This window comes from Cloacibacterium rupense, assembly GCF_014645495.1.
Lineage (GTDB): Bacteria > Bacteroidota > Bacteroidia > Flavobacteriales > Weeksellaceae > Cloacibacterium > Cloacibacterium rupense.
The window spans coordinates 301,128-324,158 of record NZ_BMLV01000002.1; the positions used below are offsets into that span (position 1 = coordinate 301,128).

Sequence of the window (23,031 nt, forward strand, 5' to 3'; positions counted from 1 at the left end):
ATTAAAATCCTCCCAATAATGCAATTTTAATAATTACAAATTAAAAAAGTGTAATTTTGCACCTTATTCATAATAAAATGAGCCCACTAAAAAGAGTTTTAAACCTAGCAAAACCTCATCAGAAATATCTTTTCGGAAGTATATTTTTCAATCTATTATATTCTTTGCTTAATATCTTTTCCGTTCTTACCATGCTGCCTATCTTGCGCATTATGTTCGGATTAGATAAAAAAGTGGACACCAGTAAAATACCTACTTATAGTGGTAAATTCGGAGATTACTTCTCTTATTTAAAAGACTTAGCCTATTACCAAATTCAGGTTTCTATAGATAATAATGGCGCTATAAGAGTTCTTGCCATTCTTTGTATAATTACAGCAATTGCTTTCTTTTTTAGAAATATTTTCAGATATCTAGGTTCATTTTTATTGGTGAATTACAGAGTAGGAATTACCAAAGATTTACGTGCTTTGGTGTATCATAAATTTCTGAAATTACCCGTTTCTTTCTTTACAGAACAAAGAAAAGGAGATATGATGAGTAGAATTTCTAACGATGTAGGCAATGTAGAGAGCTCTATTATGGGAAGTTTGGTAGACATCATCAATGCACCTTTTATGATTGTTTCTTCGCTTATTACCTTGTTTGCGCTTTCTCCTAAATTGACGCTGTTCTCACTATTGGTTTTCCCTATCATGGGTGGAGTGATTTCTTGGGTTGGAAAAAGCTTGAAAAAGCATTCTATGAAAGCTCAAGAAGAATTAGGAAACTTGTTTTCTTTGGTAGATGAAACCTTGAAATCTTCTAAAATTATCAAAATTTTTAATGCGGATAAAATCCTAAATTCTAGATTTGATAAAACCACCAACAATTGGCAAAATTACGCCATTGCTATGAGCCGAAGAAGAGAATTGGCATCACCAAGTTCAGAATTCCTTGGTTCAGTTACAATTTTAATGATTACTTGGTTTGCGGGAAGTCAAATCATCAATGGCACCATGAAAGAGCCAGAAACTTTTTTGGTTTTTATCGGTTTATTTTTTCAGATTCTAGAGCCTGCTAAAAAATTGTCTTCCTCTATTTCTAACATCCAAGGTGGTATTCCTGCTTTGCAAAGGGTGCAAGAAGTTTTAGACTACGATTTAAAAGTTGAAGAAATAGAAAATCCTATTGCTATTTCTACCTTAAATGACAAAATAGAATTCCGAAATGTGAATTTTACGTATGATGGTGAACATCAAATCCTGAAAAAATTCAACCTCAGCATTCCGAAAGGTAAAACAGTAGCTTTGGTAGGACAATCTGGAAGCGGAAAATCTACCATCGCCAATCTTTTGACCAGATTCTATGATGTAACCGATGGCGAAATTCTAGTGGATGGCAACAATATAAAACACCTAAAACTAACCGATTATCGCCAACTTTTAGGAATGGTGACCCAAGAGTCTGTTTTGTTTAATGATACCGTGTATAACAATATTTTGATGGGTAAAAATGACGCTTCACAAGAAGAAGTCATCAACGCAGCGAAAATTGCCAATGCCCACCAATTTATAGAAAATCTGCCAGAACAATACCAAACCAATATTGGCGATGATGGAAGTAAACTTTCGGGTGGACAAAAACAACGACTTTCTATCGCGAGAGCGGTTCTTAAAAATCCACCGATTATGATTCTAGACGAAGCTACTTCTGCCTTAGACACAGAATCTGAAAGATTTGTACAAGATGCGCTAGATAAAATGATGGAAAACCGAACTTCTCTGGTCATTGCACACCGTTTATCTACCATCCAAAAGGCTGACCATATCGTAGTAATGGAACGAGGAGAAATCGTAGAACAAGGTTCTCACGATGAATTGATGGCGCACAACGGCACCTATAAAAAACTGGTAGAATTGCAGAACTTTGGGTAAGCTTTTCAAAAATGAATCCTATTCAAGAATATTTTTTAAATCAACCAGAACCCGCAAGAAGTTTATTGCTTTTCCTAAGAGAGCAAATTTTATCCTCTGACCAAGATATCACCGAAACATTCAGCTTCGGTCTTCCTTTTTACAAATACAAAGGAAAAATGCTATGCTATTTTAGCTTTCACAAAAAATTTAAAAAATATTACATCAGTTTCAATCACGGTAACAAAATAGAATCTCCATTTCTAATCCAAGAAGATAGAAAATTGTTCAAAATTTTACTAATCGATGAAAATGAGGATTTTCCCTTAGAATTACTTTTAGAAATATTAGATAAGGTAAAAAAGTGGATTAAGTAATTATTCCTTCATTCTAGCAATTACATCTACTCCACCTTTGGTCTTATCACCAATTTTACAGATAATTTCTGAGTCTAAAGGCAAGAAAACATCCATTCTAGAGCCGAATTTAATAAAGCCAAACTCATGACCTGCTTTTGCCTCGTCTCCTAATGTACAATAGAAAACAATTCTACGCGCTACATAACCAGCTATCTGGCGGAAAACCACTTTGTGATTGGTCATGCTTTCTACGGCTACGGTAGTCCTTTCGTTTTCAGTTGAAGATTTTTCGTGCCAAGCAACCAAATATTTACCCGGATGATATTTTTTGTAAATTACATTCCCCGAAACAGGATATCTACAAATATGCACATTCAACGGAGACATAAAAATTGAAACCTGAATGGCTTTATCTTTTAAAAACTCATCTTCATAGACTTCTTTAATCATCACCACTTTTCCGTCTACTGGGGCAATTACATTTTCCTTGTGGTCTAGAATTTCTCTCTTTGGTACCCTGAAAAACCAGAAAACCAAACCGTATAAAATAAGCAGCGGAACAATCACTAAAAGGGAGAGCATGCCTAAATAATGCACCGATAAAAAGGTAAATAAAGCAACTACAATGCTTGCTACCAATAGAGTTCCCTTGCTTTCTTTATGTAATTTCATAACTATATTGTTCCTAAAATAATTTTTCTAAAATAAAGTACAAATATACAACAGGCGCGGCAATTATAAAACTATCGAGTCTATCTAACACACCACCATGCCCAGGAAGGATATTTCCGCTATCTTTTACCCCAAAAGTTCTCTTCAATTGGCTCTCTACCAAATCGCCAATGGGCGCAAAAACAGACACCAAAAACCCTACAACCATCCAATTTCCTCTCAATTCTGGAAATTTTTGCTCTATGAAATAACCTAAAATCAAAGTGAAAAATACACCACCTGCAAAACCTTCCCAAGTTTTTTTAGGAGAAATCTTTGGCGCCATCTTATGTTTCCCAAACATTCTTCCTGTAAAATATGCGAATGAATCACTGCTCCAAATCAATACAAACAGCATGAAAACCTCCCAAGTAAAAGTGTCCTCATAAAATTTTGGTAAGCCCAATGCAAAACCAAAAGGAAGTGATACATAAATGACGGTAAATATCAATTTTCCTTCGTCATAATACAACTCTGAAGCAAATCTAAACAAAGTAATACAAGCAATGACAATTAATGCTAATGCTAAAATTTCTGAAAGATTGTAATTGAAATAAAAGCCGTGTCCGAAAAACCGCGTGGTGAATTTATAGTAGACCAATGCAATCAATGGCAGTACCAACCAGCGATACAATACGCTATCAAACTTCATGATTTTCACACTTTCATAGGCTCCTACAGCTACAAAAAATGTAATGAGTCCGTAGTACAACTGCTCTTGCTTCACCAAACCTGGTGATAGGCTGTTGATGAATTTCGCACCATAATCTGTAGTGCATAAAAAAATAAGCAATCCATAAATTGCTCCCGAAAATAGTCTTTGAATTAAGTTTTTATCCAATTTGAAAATAATTTGATAGAGAAATTTGAAGAAATTAATCTTCCAGCAAAAGTAAGAAAAGTTTGCTATTATCTTTATTAGGAGTATCTAATTTTGATTGACTGCCACTTATCGAGGTGAGATTTCTTACATTTCCTCTTCTTTTAATCTTCATCATGGCCTCACTTAGATTGCTTACAATCTGCGAAACATTGGCCATAATTATGATTTTTTCTGGCAATCTAGAAGAGTGATAGTGCAAAATATTATTGGCAGAAAGCATAATCCTACCATCAAACGCTATTAAAAACTCACAGGTGATAAAAGCAGCATCATTATTAATGTCTAAAGAACCCGTGAAATTGGTTTTGGTAACGTTTAAAAAGTTTTGTAAATCCTCATCACAACAAAAAACATTCTTGATATCCTCTATTTTTACAATTTGATTGAGGGTCTGTAGCGCTTCTGCCTCGTCTGCACAATAATTAAAAAAACCGCCTGATGTAGTAAAAAGCTGGGCAAACTTATAGTCTAGATCAGCATGTTTTAGCTGATCCGCCAATTTGGTTACGTTGGATTCTTCCTCAGGCTCTTCCTGGTGGAGAATTTTGCTCACTAACTTTTTAAATATACTCAATGGTTTAACGATTTTTAAACTTTGCTATCTACAAAAATATAAAATAATTTAGAAACTTACTATATATCAAAGATATAAATTATAAAAAAGAAAAATTCCCAATAGAGGTTTTTAAAAATCTATTGGGAATCCTATAATTTAATATTTTAATACTCTAATTCTGAGCTTCTTGTGCATTCTCTTGAGGTGTCTGATCTTCTGGCTTTGATACCTCTGTCTCTACCGATTGCCCCACTGGCCTCTCTGTAAGTTCTGGGTCCCAAGCTCTTTTACCGAAAATTTCCTCTAAATCTTCACGGAAAATCACTTCTTTCTCTAATAATTTATTAGACAAAGCATCTAGCTTATCTCTATTCTCTGATAAAATCTGAACCGCTCTCTGGTACTGATTTTCAATGATGCTCTTAATCTCTACATCTATTTTCTGAGCCGTTTGTTCAGAATATGGCTTACCAAAACTGTATTCAGACTGACCAGAACTGTCATAATAAGAAATATTACCAATATTTTCACTTAGACCATAAATGGTTACCATAGCCTGCGCTTGCTTAGTCACTCTTTCTAAATCCGAAAGTGCTCCTGTAGAAATATTACCGAAAGCAACTTGCTCTGCTGCTCTACCTCCTAGCGTAGCACACATTTCGTCTAGCATCTGCTCGGTAGTGGTAAGTGAACGCTCTTCTGGCAGATACCAAGCCGCTCCTAGACTTCTCCCTCTAGGCACAATGGTCACCTTTAAAAGTGGCGCCGCATGTTCTACCAACCAAGAAATAGTAGCATGTCCCGCTTCGTGGAAGGCCACTCTTTTCTTTTCTGATGGTTTAATCGCTTTATTTTTCTTTTCTAAACCGCCAATAATTCTATCTACCGCGTCTAAGAAATCTTGCTTCGTAACATTGTCGTGGTTGTTTCTTGCAGCAATAAGAGCTGCTTCATTACAAACATTGGCAATATCTGCTCCCGAAAAACCTGGGGTCTGTTTGGCTAAGAAATCCCTATCAATTCCTGGGTCTAGTTTAATTTTTGCCAAATGCACATCAAAAATCTCTCTTCTTTCGTGCAATTCTGGTAAATCTACATAGATAGAACGGTCAAAACGACCAGCTCTCATTAAAGCTTTATCTAGAATGTCAGCTCTGTTGGTAGCAGCCATTACGATAACATTGGTATCAGTACCAAAACCATCCATTTCAGTTAGAAGTTGGTTCAGTGTATTTTCTCTTTCATCATTACCGCCTTGCAGCCCCCCTCTTCCTCTAGCTCTACCTATCGCATCTATCTCGTCAATGAAGATAATTGCTGGAGATTTAGCTTTGGCTTGTGCAAACAAATCACGAACTCTAGAAGCACCTACCCCTACAAACATTTCAACAAAATCAGAACCTGAAAGAGAGAAAAATGGCACTTTAGCTTCACCAGCTACTGCTTTTGCCAATAAGGTTTTACCCGTTCCCGGAGGGCCTACCAATAAAACACCTTTTGGTATTTTACCCCCTAACTTGGTATACTTTTCAGAATTTTTTAAGAAGTCTACTACCTCTTGTACCTCTTCTTTCGCTCCTTCTAATCCTGCCACATCTTTAAAAGTCACTTGTACTTTTTCGTTTTCATCAAAAAGTTTGGCTCTAGACTTCCCAATGCTGAAAATTTGACCGCCAGGACCGCCTGCTCCTCCCATTTTTCTGAAAAGAAAGTAATAGATTAAGCCCATAATGCCTACCCAAATCAAAATATTAATTAATAAATTTTGAGTTGGAGAACCTGCTTGGTCATATTTAATTCCAACATTTTTAGTTTCAGGATTGGCCTTTTGGAAAGCATCTAATTTCTGTTGAAAATATTGCAAATTCCCATAATTAAAATCATAATCTGGACCTTGCTGCATATTAGGAAGCAGTGGATTGTCAGTCTTCTTATCCTTTTTAGCTACCAATTTATCCTTTGCCTCTTTGGTCAAGTAGATATCTGCATTAGGCGTATCGGTATAGACCACTATCCTTTGCACTTTTTTATCTTTCAACAAAGAGAATACTTCGTTTTCAGTAATCGTTTTACTCGACTCTATATTTAATAATGGATATACCGTAATTCCTATAATCAATAGAACTACTAAGTAAAACCAATTAAAACCGCTTTTTTCTTTCATCTGTTAATATTTCATTATGGATTGATAAAGAGCGTAACCCTTCATCAAAATTGTTTAATTGTCTGATTAAGATTCTATACTGATAACTTTGGCGTCTCCCCAAAGTTCTTCAATCTCGTAATAGTCTCTGATTTGTTTTTGGAAAATGTGCACCACTACAGAAATGTAATCCACCAATACCCATAGTGCATTTTCACTGCCTTCTACGTGCCATGGTCTATCTTTAAGGTCATTTCTTACCTTTTTTTCTACATTTCCTGCGATAGACGAAACTTGGGTATTAGAATTACCACTGCATATTACAAAGTATTCTGCCACAGAGTTTTCTATCTTGGTAAGGTCTAGAATTTTAATATCTTCACCCTTGGTGTCTTGTATTGCTTCTACAATTTTGGCTATTAATTGTTCTTTTTCTGTATTTTTACTCATTCAAAAAAATTAAGTTTAACTGCAAATTTATTGTTTTTTCTTTAGTTTTCGGTGATTATAATGACATAAAATTTTGTTAAATGACTAGCCAAATTTACTTATCCAAGTGTTCTTCTACCCAAGATGAAGTTATAGATTTTATAAATTCTAATCATCTGCAAGAAGATTATTTAGCCATCTATACTTTTAACCAAACTCGTGGGAGAGGACAATATGGAAACATTTGGGAAAACAACCCTCATGAAAACCTAGCCTATTCTTTTGCCATCAAAACCCAAAACATCCTTTGTTCTAATATTCTCTTCAATTATTATACCGCAATTGTAGTGCGTGATTTTATTGCCAATTTGACCCAAGAACCTGTAAGCATCAAATGGCCCAATGATTTAATTCTTAAAAATAAGAAAATATCTGGAATGATTTTCGAAAAAAAAGGAGATTTTTTAATAGCTGGAATTGGCATCAATGTTTTACAAAAAAACTTCGAAAATCTACCAAAAGCAGGCTCCATACTCACACAAACGCACCTGGCATTCGACCTAGAAAAATTCGCAAACAGCTTCCACCAATATCTTTTTCAGCATTTGGTTCAAAATACTTTCCCGAAAAACATCGCAGAATTGTACAATCAAAATCTATACAAAAAAGATGAAATCGCAGTCTTTGAAAAAAACCATATCAGACAAAATGGCATAATTAAACATGCTGACGAAGAGGGCTATCTTTGGATAGAACTAGAAAACGAAGGTTTACAGAAATTCTTTCATAAAGAAATAGAAATGCTCTACTGATTGGCTCGCTTCCAATAGAGGTAAAATGCCAAAGACCCAAAAACAATATTAGGCAACCACATGGCAAAAAGCGGAGAAAAGAATCCGTCTTCAGAGGAAAGCATCTTAAGCACTTCGAAAGAAAAAACAAAAACAAAGGCAATGCTAATCCCTAAAGCTAAATTAAGCCCCAATCCACCTCTTTTTTTCTGAGATGATAGTGAAAGCGCTAAAAACGTAAGAATAACCACCGAAATAGGCATAGCAGTTCTTTGATGTAACTCATTAAGGTAAGTGTTGATATTGCTATTACCCTTATCTCTTTCTCTTTTTATAAATTTAATTAACTCTGGGGTTGTCTTATTTTGACCTAACAATTCATTAGGAAAGAGTTCTTCTGGTGAATGTTTGAAATTTTGTTCCTTAGTATCTCCATTTTTCAATTGCTCGGTATCATTCTTACCTGAAGTTTTTTCCAAATAATTGCTGATGATAAAAACTTTTTTCTTTTCATCCCAATAGATTTCTGTAGCATTTATCTGCTGAAGCAACTTCTTATTCTGATCAAACTTTTGGTACAAATAACCAGAACCTCTATTGGTTTGTCTGTTGTAACTGTTGATAAAGATATATTCTTGAGGATTGAGCTGAGTAGAAATTTGTTTATTGGCCGTAAACTTTTCTCGGTTCACGGTACTCATGGTGTAAATTTCTAATTCGTTTTTTTTGATATTTGACCAAGGCAAAACAAAATGATTAATCATTAAAATAATTGCTGCAATAACCAATGATGTAACCAAATAAGGTTTTGCAAACCTATGAAAACTTGCCCCACTACTTATAAAAGCTACAATCTCGGTATTATTGGCTATTCTAGAAGTGAAATAAATTACGGTGATGAACACCAAAATAGAAAAGAATGTGATAATGTAATACAACATCAAATACGGATAAAAATGCACCAGAAAATAATTGACAGTATAGCCATTAGTTTCTATCCTTGGGGCTTTACTCTGCACATCAATAACAACAATGATGATCGACAATAACGCCAGCATAAATACCAACGTCCCTATATATTTTTTGATGATGTAACGGTCTAATATTTTCATTAATCTATAAAATCGCTGATTGGCAATATTGCTAAATCGTTTTCAAAAATAGTAATTTTAAGTTAATTGCTATTCGCATAAACCAATTAAAGTCTTTGTCTCAATTGCGGAATAATCTGCTCTTTCCACTCATAGAAATCACCAGCTATAATGTGTTCTCTGGCTACTTTTACCAAATCTAAGTAAAAAGCCAAATTATGAATAGATGCAATTTGCTTTGCTAAATATTCTTTGGCTACAAATAAATGACGTACATAGGCCTTGCTGTAATCTCTATCTACATAGCTGGTCCCAAATTCATCAAGAGGAGAAAAATCTTTTTCCCATTTTTTATTCTTCATATTCATCACCCCTTGCCACGTGAAAAGCATAGCATTTCTGGCATTTCTAGTCGGCATCACACAATCCATCATATCTATCCCAAGACCTATGCTTTCTATAATATTCCAAGGTGTGCCTACTCCCATTAAATATCTAGGTTTTTCTTTAGGTAAAATATCGGTCACCTCATCGGTAATTCTATACATCTCTTCTTCGGGCTCCCCTACAGAAAGTCCGCCAATGGCATTACCATCCGCTCCTGCTTCGGCGATAACTTCTGCCGAAATTTTTCTTAAATCAGAATAGGTAGAACCTTGAACTATGGGGAAAAGATGCTGTTGGTGACCATAGATTTCTTTGTTTTCATTCGTCCAATCTATACAACGTTTTAGCCAACGGTGCGTAAGCTCCATAGACAATTTTGCCTGGTTGTACTCGCAAGGATAAGGTGTGCACTCATCAAAAGCCATAAAAATATCTGCCCCAATCTGTCTCTGGATTTCCATAGATTTTTCTGGTGAAATAAAATGATAACTCCCATCGATATGAGATTTAAACTTCACACCCTCTTCACTCATTTTCCTGCTAGAAGAAAGCGAAAAAACTTGATAGCCTCCAGAATCGGTAAGAATAGGCCTATCCCAATTCATAAATTGGTGCAATCCACCTGCTTCTTGCATAATCTCCATTCCTGGTCTCAGATATAAGTGATAGGTATTTCCTAAGATAATCTGCGCTTTGATGTCTTCTTTCAGTTCGTGCTGATGTACCGTTTTTACAGAAGCTACAGTGCCTACAGGCATGAAAATAGGCGTTTCTATTACGCCATGATCGGTGGTTATTTTGCCAGCTCTGGCTTTCCCAGAACTTGTTTTTTCAATTTCAAAAAATGAATGCATGATAATAAATTTCTTTACAAGGAATTATTTTACGAATGTGGGAAGATTAGGATTCTTCTTTTTCATCTTCTCGATGTAGCCTTCTAGCTCCGGATCTTTTTCTAATATGATTTTCTTTGCTTTTTTTAGAATTTTATCCAATTGAGTGGGATGAGACATATAATATTTATAACTCTCTCTATAAACAGGTGCCGTAATTTTATGTTTCTTAAGCACAAACCTACTCGTCAACTCCATATTTGTATTAGGATTTACCACATAAGATTGGTCATAAATAGCAAAATCTGCAATCACCTCTGCCATTTTTTCTTTGCTGAGGAGATTTTTCGGTTCATCTACGATATCAGAACAAGAAAAAAGAAACAATAGTGAAAAAAGTGAAATGAGTTTTTTCATATGCAGGTATTATTGTACAAAATATATATAGAGTTGCTTTTTGCTTATCGGTGTAAGTGTTTTCTAATTATATCGATTTATAACTTACCAAAAATAGATTTGAGTTTTAAATCAATCACTCCGAAAACGGCTTCTTTAATGATTCCTCCGTTCATCTTGCTCTCACCCTGAGTTCTATCGGTAAATATAATAGGAACTTCCGAAATTTGGAATTTCTTTCTAAAAGCTCGATACTTCATCTCCACTTGAAAACCATACCCCGTCATTTTGATTTCGTCTAATCCTATTTCTTCTAAAACTTTTCTAGAAAAACACACAAAACCTGCCGTTGTATCAAAAACTGGAATACTCAAAACAAATCTTACATACTTAGAAGCAAAATAAGACAACAGTACTCTAGACATCGGCCAATTCACCACATTTACCCCATTGCAATATCTAGAACCTATGCTCATATCTGCATTTACAGCAGCATCATACAACTTAGGTAAGTCATTAGGATTATGAGAAAAATCGGCATCCATCTCAAAGATATAATCATATTGATACTGCAAAGCCCATTTAAACCCTGCAATATAGGCCTTACCAAGACCGTCTTTTACTTTTCTAACGAGCAAATGAAGATGCGTAGGAAACTCCTTCCTCATTTCTTCTACGATTTGTGCAGTGCCATCTGGCGAAGAATCGTCTACAATAAGCACATGGAAATCCTGCTCTAATGCAAAAACAGCATGAATAATGTTTCGGATGTTCTCCTTCTCATTGTAAGTGGGGATAATGACTAATTTTTTCATAATATTTGAAGAGGCAAAGATATGACTTTTATGGAGATTCTTTTAAAAACCAAAATCAAATATTGTTCCTAAAAATTCTTACTTTTGCAAAAACTATAAAATTGATAAGAGTTGCATCGCATCCAGATTGGGTAATTTACAGTGTCATTGGCATTGCTTTTTCTTATATCATGATGTTTAAAACACTACACAGAGACATCTCTCTCTATGATTTCCTAATGCAACCCTTAGAAAATGTAAACAACACCCATCTCAGCTGGGCCATCACCACCATTTTGCATTGCGCCAGCTTCTCTGTACTTTTCTCTCAATACATCCCAGTAGTTCCTAAGTTTATTACCGAAAATTTCTCGGCTTTTGGCATAGAATTCAATAAATTTGGGTTTATGTTCACCACCTTATTGTTGTTCTACTTTGTCAAAAATATTGTCACCTATTTTTTCTTCGCCAGTGTAGACAACATCAAGAATTACAACTACTTCGCTCACGCCGCTCAGAAATATTATTTAATCTATTCTTTAGTTATTTTAATCACCTGTGTCATTCACTATTATTTACCATTAAACACCCGTTTGTTTTTAAAGGTGTATTTAATTATCCTTTTTCTCGCTTTTATATTAAAAATAGGTTATTATCTGTTTAATAATCAGCAAATTTTACCTAAGCATTTTTATTATAAATTTTTGTATATTTGCAGTCTCCAAATTTTACCAATTTTGGTCGTTTGGAAGTTTTGCTTTATTTAAATATTTATTAGGAATTTTTGAGGATGAAAATTAAATCTATTCTGGTTTCACAGCCCACTCCAAGTGCAGAATCTTCACCGTATTTGGAAATCGCCAAAAAAGAAAAGATAAAAATTGACTTTAGACCGTTTATTCACGTTCAAGGTGTAGACGCTAAAGAACTGAGAACTCAGAAAATTGATCTTTCTCACTACACAGGCATTATTTTTACCAGTAAAAATGCCATAGACCACTACTTCAGACTAGCTGAAGAAATGCGTTTCGCGGTGCCTGACTCTATGAGATACATCTGCCAGTCTGAAGCCATCGCCAATTATCTTCAAAAACACATCGTCTACAGAAAAAGAAAAATCTCTTACGGAGAAAAATCTATGGCTGACCTTGCTCCTCTCTTCAAAAAACATCATGATGAGAAATACCTTCTCCCTTGCTCTGATGTTCTAACCGAAGAAACTGCAAAAGTTCTGAACAACTCTGGAATCGATTGGACCAAAGCCGTAATGTACAGAACCGTAGCTAGTGATTTATCTGACATCAGTATCGAAGAATATGATATGCTGGCGTTCTTCTCTCATCAAGGAATAAAATCACTCTTCCAAAATTTCCCTAAATTTGAACAAGGTGACAAAAAAATAGCGGTATTCGGCGTTTCTACAAAACAAGCTGCCGAAGAAGCTGGACTGAGAGTAGATGTGATGGCTCCTACCAAAGAAACCCCTTCGATGACCATGGCCATCGAAAAATATGTAAGAGCCAACCAAAAATAAGTCAACTGTAAAACAAGGGTTTTAACGCTCTTAACCAACAGCGTTTTTTATAACCTTCCAAAATATCAAAAAATCATCAAAGAGATTTGGTGATTTTTTCATTTATAGAAACCTTATCTTTGCAAACAAAAATTTTCTCCCACATATCAGTTTTGAACTATTTTCAAACGATTTCAAACCTTTTGAACTATAAAACAAATGAACGCCCCTAAAGCAAAAAAACGCGATAAAATTTTAGAAATTCATGGTCACCAAAGAATTGACCCTTACTTTTGGCTCAACGAAAGAGAAAACCCTGAAGTGCTACAATATTTAGAAGAAGAAAATGCCTACTGCGACTTCGTAATGAAAGATACCGAAGATTTGCAAGAGCTGCTCTTCCAAGAAATGAAAGCCCGCTACAAAGAAGATGACGAAAGTTTACCCTATTTCTTCAATGAATATTGGTATGTAGTAAAATACCAAAAAGGAAAAGAATATCCTCTTTTTTACAGACATTTCAAAAGCTTAGAAAACGAAGCAGAACTCATGCTCGATGTCAATGAAATGGCGACTGGTAAAGATTTCTATGATGTGGGTAGTTTCTCGGTTTCTGTCAATAACCAATTGGCGGCTTTTTCTGAAGATATGCTAGGAAGAAGAATTTATACCATCCTCCTCAAAAATTTAGAAACGGGCGAATTCCTTCCAGACAAAATAGAAAATACTACTGGTAAAACAGTTTGGGCTGCCGATAATCAACATTTTTTCTATATCAGAAAAGATGAAACTCTCCGCGCTTTCCAAATCTACAGACATCAATTAGGAACTTCTCAGGAAGAAGACGTTCTCGTGTTTCACGAAGAAGACGAAACTTTTGATGTAGGCGTTTATAAATCTAAATCTTTAAAATATATCTTCATCGCAAGCTCTTCTACCATTTCAGACGAACATTGGTTTATTCCCGCAGATGATGTTTTTGCAGAATGGACAGTCATCCAAAAAAGAGAAGACGATTTAGAATACGCCGTAGAACATTACGAAAACGACTTCTACATCATCACCAATGAAGGAGGCGCTACCAATTTTAAAATCATGAAGACTTCGGTAGACCAACCTTCTAAAGAATTCTGGAAAGAAGTAATCCCGCACAAAAAGGAAACTTTGCTAGAAGGTTTTGAAATTTTTAAAGATTATTTCGTTGTCGAAGAAAGAACCGAAGGTTTGCTCCAACTGAAAATCATCGACAATATTTCAGGAAAATCTCATTATTTACCTTTTGATGAGCCTACTTACACCGCTTACGTTGGTATTAATCTAGATTTTGATACAGAAGTCTTACGTTACGGTTATACTTCACTTACCAAGCCGAGCTCTACTTTTGAATACAATATGAAAACCCACGAAACTAAACTTCTAAAACAACAAGAAGTTTTGGGTGGAACTTTCGATTCTAAAAATTATATTTCTGAAAGAATTTGGGCAAATTCCAGAGACGGAAAAACCAAAATCCCGATTTCTTTGGTTTATCACAAAGACACCAAAAAATCTGCCGAAACGCCGCTTTTAATTTATGGTTATGGCAGTTACGGACATACTGTGGATGCCAGTTTTTCTAATGTTCGCCTTTCAATTTTAGACCGAGGTTTTATTTATGCCATTGCTCACATTCGTGGTGGTGAATATCTAGGAAGAGATTGGTACGATAACGGAAAAATGCTTCACAAAAAGAACACTTTTTTCGATTTCATCGATGCTGCTCAATTTTTAGTTTCTGAAAATTACACCTCTCCCAAACATCTTTATGCCATGGGCGGTTCTGCGGGTGGACTTTTAATGGGCGCTATTATGAATTACGAACCCCAATTGTTCAACGGAATTGTAGCGCAAGTTCCATTTGTAGATGTAATAACCACCATGCTAGACGAAAGCATTCCGCTTACAACTGGCGAGTTTGACGAATGGGGAAATCCGAAAAAGAAAAAATATTACGATTATATGCTTTCTTATTCTCCTTACGATAATATTGAAGCAAAAAATTACCCGAATACCTTAATTACCACCGGCTTTCACGACAGTCAAGTGCAATATTGGGAACCTGCAAAATGGACCGCAAAATTGCGTGATATGAAAACAGACAACAATATCCTCATCTTCAAAACCGATATGAAATCTGGTCACGGTGGCGCTTCTGGAAGATTTGAAAGCCTAAAAGAAGATGCCTTGGAATATGCATTTTTATTAAAATTAGAAAAATAATTTAGTCCTAAATACACGAAAAATAAAATTATTCGTGCATTCGTGGCAAATAATCATTCATCAATTATGAACGAATCAGAACTTTGGATAAAAATAGAAGAATTTTTTGTAGAAAATTTCCAAACGGAAAAAAATGCGCCTATTGAAACCTATTTATTTTTAATTGGGATTCAAGAGTTAGGAAGTGGTCAACAAAAATACTCTAAAGATGATAAAATAAACCTGATACACATTGCCGTTTGCAGACTGCTAGAACCTTTTGGGTTTTATCAATTTGAAGATTATGACAATGACGGCTGGCCCATCTACAAGCAATTAGAAGAATTACCAGAACTGAAAGCCAATGAGCAACAACTGCTCATGAAAAAAGCCATCATTCAGTATTTTATAGATGAGAATTTGTTAGAAATTTCTTAAAATCTCGCTTTATCTTTTTGTTATTTTCACAATAATTTGTTAAAAAAGTCGTTTTTAAGAAATATCATGCAATTTATACACTATTATTTTGTTTAATTTGTGTTAAATTCCTATTTTTAACAAAATTTTCTAAGGAAAATGAACAATAAATTTATCCCAATCCTCTCTGTATTTATGACGATTTCTCTAGTAGTCTTCGTCTCCTTACAGTTTTATTGGCTTAAAGAGTATTACGCCTCTCTAGAACAAGAATTTTCTAATAAAGTACATGTTGCTCTTGAAAACTCCGCCCAAAAAATAAGCGAAATTGAAGTGAGCAAATACAACGAAAAATTTAAAAACTTCGACAAAACACTTGCTGCAAACGCCAAAAAACCTACCCTTTTTACCGTTCAACAAACCCAAGACTCTCTAACCAAAACCACCCTCGCTTTCGGGAAAACCATCATAGAAAAACAAGACATTCAGATTTCTCCCAAAGGGGATAGCCTTACCAAGTTTAGACTTCTAAAAGACGAAGGAATTTATAGTTTTAAAAAAACACCTACTGCGCCGCAGATTATTACTTCTGCACAAAGCCAAGACATCAGCAGCGGTATATTTTCATTAACTGAATTTGCAAAATTCAACGCCACCAACCTCCCAATCAACCAGAGAGTTAATAAAAAAGTTTTAGATTCTATCTTATCCCGAGAACTAAAAACTCAAGGCATTGACTCTAAATTCGGATACGGCATTTTAGACAAAAACAATAAATTGACCGCCATCAATAACAACACCTTCCTAGACCAAAAAGACAAAAAAAATTATACCTATCCGCTATTCACGGATAATGATGACAAAACCCTTTTTTCACTCTCTTTGGTATTTCCTAGAAAAGATGCTTCCCTAGTCAAAAACAACCTTCCCATGCTTTTAGGGACCTTCATGTCTTTGCTTACCATCTTAGGGATTTACATCATCTCTATCAATTATATGATGAGACAAAAGAAAATCTCTGAAGTCAAAACAGACTTTATCAACAATATGTCTCATGAATTCAAAACTCCTTTAGCCACCATTTCTGTAGCTACAGATTCTTTGAATAATGATAAAATTGCCACCAATCCAGAAAAAGTAAAATACTACTCTAAGCTCATTAAACAAGAAAATTTGAGAATGAAAAAACAAGTAGAAAACGTTCTCAATATGTCTAAACTAGAGCGAAACGAAATGAAACTTTTCTTGAAAGAAACCAACGTAAGAGAACTCATCAAAGAAATTTCTAAATCTTTCAGACTCATTGTTGAAGAAAGAAACGGAACCCTCTCCGAAGAATTCAGAGCAGAACACTACCTCGTAAAAGTAGATGAATTTCACCTCTCTAATGCGCTCATCAACCTATTAGACAATGCCAATAAATATTCTCCTGACACCCCAGAAATAAAAATCTCTACCAAAAATGAAGGCAACTGGTACGTTATCCAAATTTCTGATAAAGGAATGGGAATGGAACAACAAAACAAAGTGAAAATCTTTGAGAAATTCTTCAGAGAAGAAACAGGAAATATCCATAACGTGAAAGGTCAAGGACTAGGCCTTTCGTATGTGAAAAAGATTATTGAAATGCACAAAGGTCAAGTGATTGTAGAATCCGAAAAAGGAAAAGGCAGTACTTTCACCCTTAAATTACCAATGATATAAATTAAATAAAGTAAAATTATAACACCAAATACTATGAGTAACAGAATCTTATTAGTAGAAGACGACCAAAGTTTCGGAGCAGTCCTTAAAGACTACCTAATGATTAACAACTTTGAAGTAACCCTAGCCATAGACGGAGAAATGGGACTGAAAGAATTCACTGAAAGAGAATTTGACATCTGCATCTTTGATGTAATGATGCCCAAAAAAGACGGGTTTTCTCTAGCTGAAGATGTGAGAAAAATTGATAAAAATACTCCCATCATCTTTTTAACCGCTAGAAATCAACGCGAAGACGTTCTTAAAGGGTATCAAATCGGTGCTGATGACTACATCACCAAACCTTTTGATACAGAATTATTGCTCTATAAAATCAAAGCCATCCTTCAAAGAAGTGCCGTGGTTGAAGACGAAGAACAAGAACAATTTAAAATATCAAACATCTTCTTCGACTCTGTCCTTAGACAACTTAGAGTGGGCGACAATGAATACAAACTATCTCCTAAAGAAAACGAACTCCTCAAATTGCTCTGCCTTCACAGAAACGATTTTATGCCGAGAGACCTTGCCCTGAGAAAAATTTGGAAAAAAGAAAACTACTTCACCGCGAGAAGTATGGATGTCTACATTGCCAAACTCAGAAAACTACTTAAAGATGACGAAGGATTAGAAATCATCAATGTTCACGGCGAAGGATTCAGACTTTTAGTGAAAAATTAAGGACTAAACATCAAAAAACCTCAGAAATTTCTGAGGTTTTATTTGATATAAGGTTAAAATTATTTTATTTCCCTTCTTGACAAAAGATGTAATATTCTACCGCTCTAGCCTCTTTGAAATATTGTTTTATCCTTGCTAAATCCGCAGACGCAGACTGCTTGGTAAAGTAACTTCCCGCTAGAATTTTGTAATTTGGCCTTAACGAAGCATCTGTTATTGCTTTTATATTAGGAAACTTTGACCTAAAATACGCCTTCACTTCATTAGATTCCTCATTCGACTTCACTACCGCTACTTGTATCCTAAAACCCATAATCCTTGGGTTATCTCTACATATTTCCTCCGTAGTTTTTGGCTTATTATTTACCACGACCTTAGTCGTTGGCTTACTCTCAAGCTCATTCATCCTGTCGCACTTCTCCTCCAAATCACTCAACAAACCCTCCACCTTAGAATCCATAGTCATAGTCAGAACCGTCCCCTTCAAGGTGTCTTTCTTAACAACTTCCTGAGCATCAACAGTATAAAAACCCATCAATACGAAAAAACTTATTCCTTTTAATATCTTATTCATCAAAAAATATTTTTAGCAAAAATAAGACAAATAAAAATGATACCAATCATTGTTATTTAGAATTATTATAAATTGAAAGAAAATGACAAAATACATAAAAAGCTACTATTAAATTTGTGTTAAAGTATTATTTTTGCGGAATTGAATGTAAACTCAATAGTATTAACCCAAGATTATTTAAATGATTAGTTGGAGAAAGCATTACAAGAAAGTGTTGTTAGCAATTAGTTTGCTCTTAACAACCAGTGCTTCTATTTACGCCCAAGATCTTAAAGGAGACGCCAAAAAAGGGGAAACTCTTTTTAAAACCAATTGTTCTGCGTGTCACGCACTAGACAAACAAGTGGTAGGCCCTGCTCTAGGTGGCGTAGTAGACAGATTAAAAAAGGAACAAAATTTAGGTGTAGATTGGTTCCAAAAATGGATTAAAGACAATAAAGCATTAAGAGCGTCTGGAGACAAATATGCAAATGAAGTCTTTGAAAAATTCAAAAAAGTAGAGATGACTCAATTCCCGAGTCTTTCAGACCAGGATGTAGCAGACATTCTAGAATACACCACCAACCCTCCTAAAGTAGAACCAGCTGCTGAAGACGCAGCAAATTCACCTGAAGCACAAAAAGCCGCTCAAGAAGAAAAAAACCAATCTAGAATCATCTTGATTGCTCTTTTCTCTATCGCAGGACTTCTCCTTTGGGTACTCTTCAAACTTAGCCAACTTGTAAAACTTCAGAGAAAATCAGGAGAAATTTCTGAGCTTGATGCGACCAGAATCCACTCTCTAGGAGAATTCTATAACAAGTACCAAACTCTTGGCAAAACAGTAATGGCTGCATTAGCAATCATGGCGCTCTATGGCATTTGGAACTGGCTGATGTGGGTAGGCGTTTATAAAGGATATCAACCTGAACAACCTATCTATTTCTCTCACAAAATTCACGCCGGAGAAAACAAAATTGACTGTCAATTGTGCCACTCTAGTGCTAAATACGGAAAAGTTTCTGAAATCCCTTCTGTTAACGTTTGTATGAATTGCCACAAAGGTATCGCTGAATACAAAGGAAAATACATCGAAGAAGGTAAAACCAGAGATTTCTATACCGCAGAAATCAAGAAAATCTACGAAGCTGCTGGTTGGGACGAGGCTTCTCAGTCTTACACTGGTAAAACTAAACCTATTGAGTGGGTGAGAATTCACAATATGCCAGATTTCGTATACTTTAACCACGCTCAACACGTAGTAGCTGGTGAGCAAACCATCATCAAAGCTAAAAAAGTGGATGTAGTATGTAAAGCTTGTCACGGGGAAGTAAATGAAATGGACAAATTACAAATGGCCAATAACTTTACCATGGGATGGTGTATAGAATGTCACAGAACTACAGAAGTAGATATGACCAACGAGTATAACAAAGAATACTACCAAAAACTTCACGATAAATTGAAAAAACAATACGGTGGAGATACTAAAATGACCGTAGACGCTATCGGTGGTTTAGAGTGTGGTAAATGTCACTATTAATAACAGAAAATTAGAAGTATAAATGGCTTCAAATAAAATACAATTCAGAAGTATTCACGAACTTAAAGACCAATCGCTTAATGCGAATTTGGCAAAAAAAGAGTTTCAAAACGAAATTCCTGTGGATGAGTTCTTAGGTGATGCCGATAAAATGAACAATTCTGGAACTTCTAGAAGAGATTTTCTTAAACTTTTAGGATTCTCTACTGCAGCTGTTACTTTAGCAGCTTGTGAAGCTCCAGTAATTAAAACCATTCCTTATGTGGTAAAACCTCACAGCATTATCCCTGGTATTCCTAATTATTATGCATCAACCTATTTTGATGGATTCGACTTTGCTAGTGTTTTAGTTAAAACCAGAGAAGGTAGACCTATCAAAATAGAACCAAATCCTGCTGCGAAAGACCTTGGTAAAACCAATGCCAGAGCTCAGGCTAGTGTGCTTTCTCTTTATGATAATGATAAACTGAAACAACCAAAACTAGAAGGTAGTGATGCTACTTTTGACCAAGTTGATGATGTAGTAATCAAAGCTTTAGCAGATGCACAAGCTGCTAACAAAAAGATTGTAGTTTTATCTCATTCTTACCCTTCTCCTACTTTCAAAAAATTGTTTGGTGATTTCAAAACCAAATATCCTAACGCTGAGTTAGTAACTTACGATGCCTATACTTACGCTGCTGCTCTAGATGCAGCACAAGAGGTTTTCGGAAGCAGAGCTCTACCTGTATATGACCTTTCAAACTCAGAATTGGTGGTTTCTTTCCAAGCAGATTTCTTAGGAGATTACAACGCTTCTAGCCTTGAAACTTCTTACGCTGCCGCTAGAAAACCTAGCGAAAAAATGCTAAGACACGTACAAGTGGAGTCTAATATGTCTCTTACTGGGGCCAACGCAGATACTAGAATTATCCAAAAACCTTCAGCGGTTAATAAAACTTTAGTAGAAGTGTACAACGCCATCGTTGGGGGTGGCTCTTCTGATAAAGTAGCCAATGAAATCGCTAAAGAATTACAAGCCAAAGGCAGTAAAGCTGTTGTCTTTGCTGATGGCTCTAAAGCGGCTTATGTCTTAGCTCACTTAATCAATCAAAAATTAGGCTCTGTAGCTTTCACAGGTAAAGCGAATTTACTTAAAGAATATGACCACGCTAGATTTACAGAATTTTTAGCTTGGTTAAATGCAGGGCAAGTGGGGGTATTAGTTACCAACAACGTAAACCCTATCTATTCTCACGCCAAAGGTGCAGACTTCGAAAAAGCTCTTGCTAAAGTATCTACTTTAGTTGCTGTTACTGATAAGAAAAATGGTTTAGCTGACAAAGCTAAAGTGATAATCCCTTCTACTCATTGGTTAGAAAATTGGGCAGATATCGCTCCTCAAACGGGTGCATATTCATTAATTCAACCAACCATCCAAAAGATTTATAAATCTAGACAATTAGAAGATTCTCTATTGGTTTGGATGAATGGTAAAGGAAATGCAGCCAACAACTATTACGAATATTTGAAAGCTAATGCGCCTTCTATCTTAGGGGGTACTTCTTTCAATCAAGCTTTATATAATGGTTTCAATGCAGGAAACATTACCGCTAGCCTTTCTTACTCAGGTGGTGATGCTGCTAAAGCTACTTCAGATTTAAAAGCTTTCAAAGCGTCTGAACTAGAATTGGTTCTTTATACCAAAACAGCTATGGGAGACGGTACTCAAGCCAACAACCCTTGGTTACAAGAATTACCAGACCCTATCTCTAGAATGTCTTGGGATAACTACTTGACCATCTCTCCTAAAGATGCTAAAAAATTCGGCATTGAAAATGAATTAAATGCCAGAATGCAACTAGATGGTACTGTAGTTAACCTTAAAGTAAATGGGGTAACTGTAGAAAACGTACCTGTTTTCATCCAACCTGGGCAAGCAGAAGGTTCTGTAGGTTTAGCTCTAGGATATGGCAAAAAAGATTCTGGTAAAGTAGCTGAAGTAGGGGTAAATGCATATCCTTTATTTGATGGGTATAACACCATCGTTTCTGGGGTAACCATAGAAAAAGCAGATGCTGATGACCACGAATTTGCGGGTATGCAGCTTCAAAATACTTTGATGGGGCGTTACGAAATCGCTAAAGAAGTTTCTCTAGATACCTACCTTAAAGGGGATGTGAATGAATGGAATGCTCCTTTAAAAATGGAAACTCTTCAAGGTACATTGCCAATGGGCAAAGTAGACCTTTGGGATGCTTTTGATGATACAGACGGGCCGCACTTTAATCTTTCTGTAGATTTGAATTCTTGTACTGGCTGTGGAGCTTGTATTATTGCTTGTCAAGCAGAAAACAACGTTCCTGTTGTAGGTAAAGAAGAAATCAGAATGTCTAGAGATATGTATTGGTTAAGAATTGACCGTTACTATTCTGCTAAAGAAAAAATTGAAGTAAAAGAAGGTCTAGACAGAGGTCTAGATGTACCTAACCTATATGACATCTTAATCGAACCAAGCGAAAGCCCAGATGTAATCTTCCAACCAGTAATGTGTCAGCACTGTAATCACGCTCCTTGTGAAACAGTTTGTCCTGTGGCGGCTACCTCACACGGTAAGCAAGGTCAAAACCAAATGGCTTACAACAGATGTATCGGTACCAGATATTGTGCAAACAACTGCCCTTACAAAGTAAGAAGATTCAATTGGTTTACTTACAACTTGAATGATAAGTTTGATTTCCACATGAACAACGATTTAGGAAGAATGGTTCTAAATCCTGATGTAGTGGTAAGAACTAGAGGGGTAATGGAAAAATGTTCTATGTGTATCCAAATGACTCAAGCAACTATTCTAGAAGCTAAAAAAGAAGGCAGAAGAATTGAAGACGGCGAACTACAAACCGCTTGTTCTAAAGCTTGTTCTACGGGTGCCCTAAAATTCGGTGATATGAATGACAAATCATCTGAAGTAAGAGCATTGTTCAATGACAAGAGAAAATATGTATTGTTAGAAGAAATAGGCACTAAGCCAAACGTATTCTATCATACCAAAGTAAGAAACAGAAAAGAAAACAACGTTTAAATAATATAAATAGG

Annotated in this window: 21 protein-coding genes; 11 read left to right on the top strand and 10 right to left on the bottom strand. The window is 35.5% G+C overall.

Annotation, left to right across the window (positions count from 1 at the left end; genetic code table 11):
* Positions 1 to 77 precede the first annotated feature (77 nt).
* Positions 78 to 1,916, top strand: coding sequence for an ABC transporter ATP-binding protein (locus IEW40_RS05350; RefSeq protein ID WP_188617045.1), 1,839 nt, complete (start codon positions 78 to 80; stop codon positions 1,914 to 1,916).
* 11 nt (positions 1,917 to 1,927) lie between these two features.
* Positions 1,928 to 2,272 (top strand): DUF1801 domain-containing protein, encoded by a 345-nt coding sequence (locus IEW40_RS05355; protein WP_188617046.1) that lies wholly within the window; start codon positions 1,928 to 1,930, stop codon positions 2,270 to 2,272.
* On the opposite strand, the gene IEW40_RS05360 is transcribed toward IEW40_RS05355, so the two are convergent.
* From IEW40_RS05360 to rsfS, 5 genes are all read right to left on the bottom strand, one after another.
* Entirely contained in the window at positions 2,273 to 2,926 is a 654-nt protein-coding gene (locus IEW40_RS05360; RefSeq protein WP_188617047.1) for a phosphatidylserine decarboxylase family protein, read from the bottom strand. It abuts the gene before it with no gap.
* Between the two features lie 13 nt (positions 2,927 to 2,939).
* Positions 2,940 to 3,806, bottom strand: coding sequence for a phosphatidate cytidylyltransferase (locus IEW40_RS05365; protein WP_188617048.1), 867 nt, complete (start codon positions 3,804 to 3,806; stop codon positions 2,940 to 2,942).
* A gap of 34 nt (positions 3,807 to 3,840) precedes the next feature.
* Positions 3,841 to 4,422 (bottom strand): LUD domain-containing protein, encoded by a 582-nt coding sequence (locus tag IEW40_RS05370; RefSeq protein WP_188617049.1) that lies wholly within the window; start codon positions 4,420 to 4,422, stop codon positions 3,841 to 3,843.
* Positions 4,423 to 4,576: 154 nt separating this feature from the next.
* A complete protein-coding gene (gene ftsH, locus IEW40_RS05375) occupies positions 4,577 to 6,568 on the bottom strand; it encodes an ATP-dependent zinc metalloprotease FtsH (RefSeq protein WP_188617050.1) in 1,992 nt (663 codons plus the stop codon).
* Positions 6,569 to 6,634: 66 nt separating this feature from the next.
* Positions 6,635 to 6,997, bottom strand: a complete 363-nt coding sequence (gene rsfS, locus IEW40_RS05380; RefSeq protein WP_188617051.1) for a ribosome silencing factor — start codon at positions 6,995 to 6,997, stop codon at positions 6,635 to 6,637.
* 80 nt (positions 6,998 to 7,077) lie between these two features.
* Between rsfS and IEW40_RS05385 the strand changes: the two genes are divergently transcribed.
* Entirely contained in the window at positions 7,078 to 7,788 is a 711-nt protein-coding gene (locus IEW40_RS05385) for a biotin--[acetyl-CoA-carboxylase] ligase (protein ID WP_188617052.1), read from the top strand.
* Here IEW40_RS05385 and IEW40_RS05390 read toward each other — a convergent pair.
* The 4 genes from IEW40_RS05390 to IEW40_RS05405 all read right to left on the bottom strand — a co-directional run bounded on the left by IEW40_RS05390 (position 7,782) and on the right by IEW40_RS05405 (position 11,289).
* The gene (locus tag IEW40_RS05390; RefSeq protein ID WP_188617053.1) at positions 7,782 to 8,879 is read right to left on the bottom strand and encodes an LptF/LptG family permease; all 1,098 of its coding nucleotides are present in this window, start codon (positions 8,877 to 8,879) and stop codon (positions 7,782 to 7,784) included. The two genes, IEW40_RS05385 and IEW40_RS05390, sit on opposite strands and share 7 nt — an antisense overlap.
* Positions 8,880 to 8,965: 86 nt before the next feature.
* On the bottom strand, positions 8,966 to 10,099 hold the full coding sequence (gene tgt, locus IEW40_RS05395; RefSeq protein ID WP_188617054.1) for a tRNA guanosine(34) transglycosylase Tgt: 1,134 nt from the start codon (positions 10,097 to 10,099) through the stop codon (positions 8,966 to 8,968).
* Positions 10,100 to 10,123: 24 nt separating this feature from the next.
* Positions 10,124 to 10,495, bottom strand: a complete 372-nt coding sequence (locus IEW40_RS05400) for a DUF4296 domain-containing protein (RefSeq protein ID WP_188617055.1) — start codon at positions 10,493 to 10,495, stop codon at positions 10,124 to 10,126.
* A 77-nt stretch (positions 10,496 to 10,572) separates the two neighbouring features.
* Complete coding sequence (locus IEW40_RS05405; protein ID WP_188617056.1) at positions 10,573 to 11,289, bottom strand: polyprenol monophosphomannose synthase; 717 nt, start codon at positions 11,287 to 11,289, stop codon at positions 10,573 to 10,575.
* A 101-nt stretch (positions 11,290 to 11,390) separates the two neighbouring features.
* Between IEW40_RS05405 and IEW40_RS05410 the strand changes: the two genes are divergently transcribed.
* The 6 genes from IEW40_RS05410 (at position 11,391) to IEW40_RS05435 (ending at position 17,860) form a co-directional block, all read left to right on the top strand.
* Positions 11,391 to 12,035, top strand: a complete 645-nt coding sequence (locus IEW40_RS05410) for a DUF4271 domain-containing protein (RefSeq protein ID WP_188617057.1) — start codon at positions 11,391 to 11,393, stop codon at positions 12,033 to 12,035.
* Between the two features lie 23 nt (positions 12,036 to 12,058).
* The gene (locus IEW40_RS05415; protein ID WP_188617058.1) at positions 12,059 to 12,802 is read left to right on the top strand and encodes a uroporphyrinogen-III synthase; all 744 of its coding nucleotides are present in this window, start codon (positions 12,059 to 12,061) and stop codon (positions 12,800 to 12,802) included.
* A 198-nt stretch (positions 12,803 to 13,000) separates the two neighbouring features.
* Complete coding sequence (locus IEW40_RS05420; protein WP_188617059.1) at positions 13,001 to 15,040, top strand: S9 family peptidase; 2,040 nt, start codon at positions 13,001 to 13,003, stop codon at positions 15,038 to 15,040.
* A gap of 66 nt (positions 15,041 to 15,106) precedes the next feature.
* On the top strand, positions 15,107 to 15,457 hold the full coding sequence (locus IEW40_RS05425; RefSeq protein WP_188617060.1) for a hypothetical protein: 351 nt from the start codon (positions 15,107 to 15,109) through the stop codon (positions 15,455 to 15,457).
* 138 nt (positions 15,458 to 15,595) lie between these two features.
* Entirely contained in the window at positions 15,596 to 17,140 is a 1,545-nt protein-coding gene (locus tag IEW40_RS05430; RefSeq protein WP_188617061.1) for a sensor histidine kinase, read from the top strand.
* Between the two features lie 33 nt (positions 17,141 to 17,173).
* Complete coding sequence (locus tag IEW40_RS05435) at positions 17,174 to 17,860, top strand: response regulator transcription factor (RefSeq protein WP_188617062.1); 687 nt, start codon at positions 17,174 to 17,176, stop codon at positions 17,858 to 17,860.
* 64 nt (positions 17,861 to 17,924) lie between these two features.
* On the opposite strand, the gene IEW40_RS05440 is transcribed toward IEW40_RS05435, so the two are convergent.
* Positions 17,925 to 18,434: an SPOR domain-containing protein gene (locus IEW40_RS05440; RefSeq protein ID WP_188617063.1), complete on the bottom strand. Its 510-nt coding sequence runs from the start codon at positions 18,432 to 18,434 to the stop codon at positions 17,925 to 17,927.
* Between the two features lie 181 nt (positions 18,435 to 18,615).
* Here IEW40_RS05440 and IEW40_RS05445 point away from each other — a divergent pair, with 181 nt between their 5' ends.
* Both IEW40_RS05445 and IEW40_RS05450 read left to right on the top strand, forming a co-directional pair.
* On the top strand, positions 18,616 to 19,956 hold the full coding sequence (locus IEW40_RS05445) for a c-type cytochrome (RefSeq protein WP_188617064.1): 1,341 nt from the start codon (positions 18,616 to 18,618) through the stop codon (positions 19,954 to 19,956).
* A gap of 22 nt (positions 19,957 to 19,978) precedes the next feature.
* A complete protein-coding gene (locus IEW40_RS05450) occupies positions 19,979 to 23,017 on the top strand; it encodes a TAT-variant-translocated molybdopterin oxidoreductase (RefSeq protein ID WP_188617065.1) in 3,039 nt (1,012 codons plus the stop codon).
* Positions 23,018 to 23,031 lie beyond the last annotated feature (14 nt).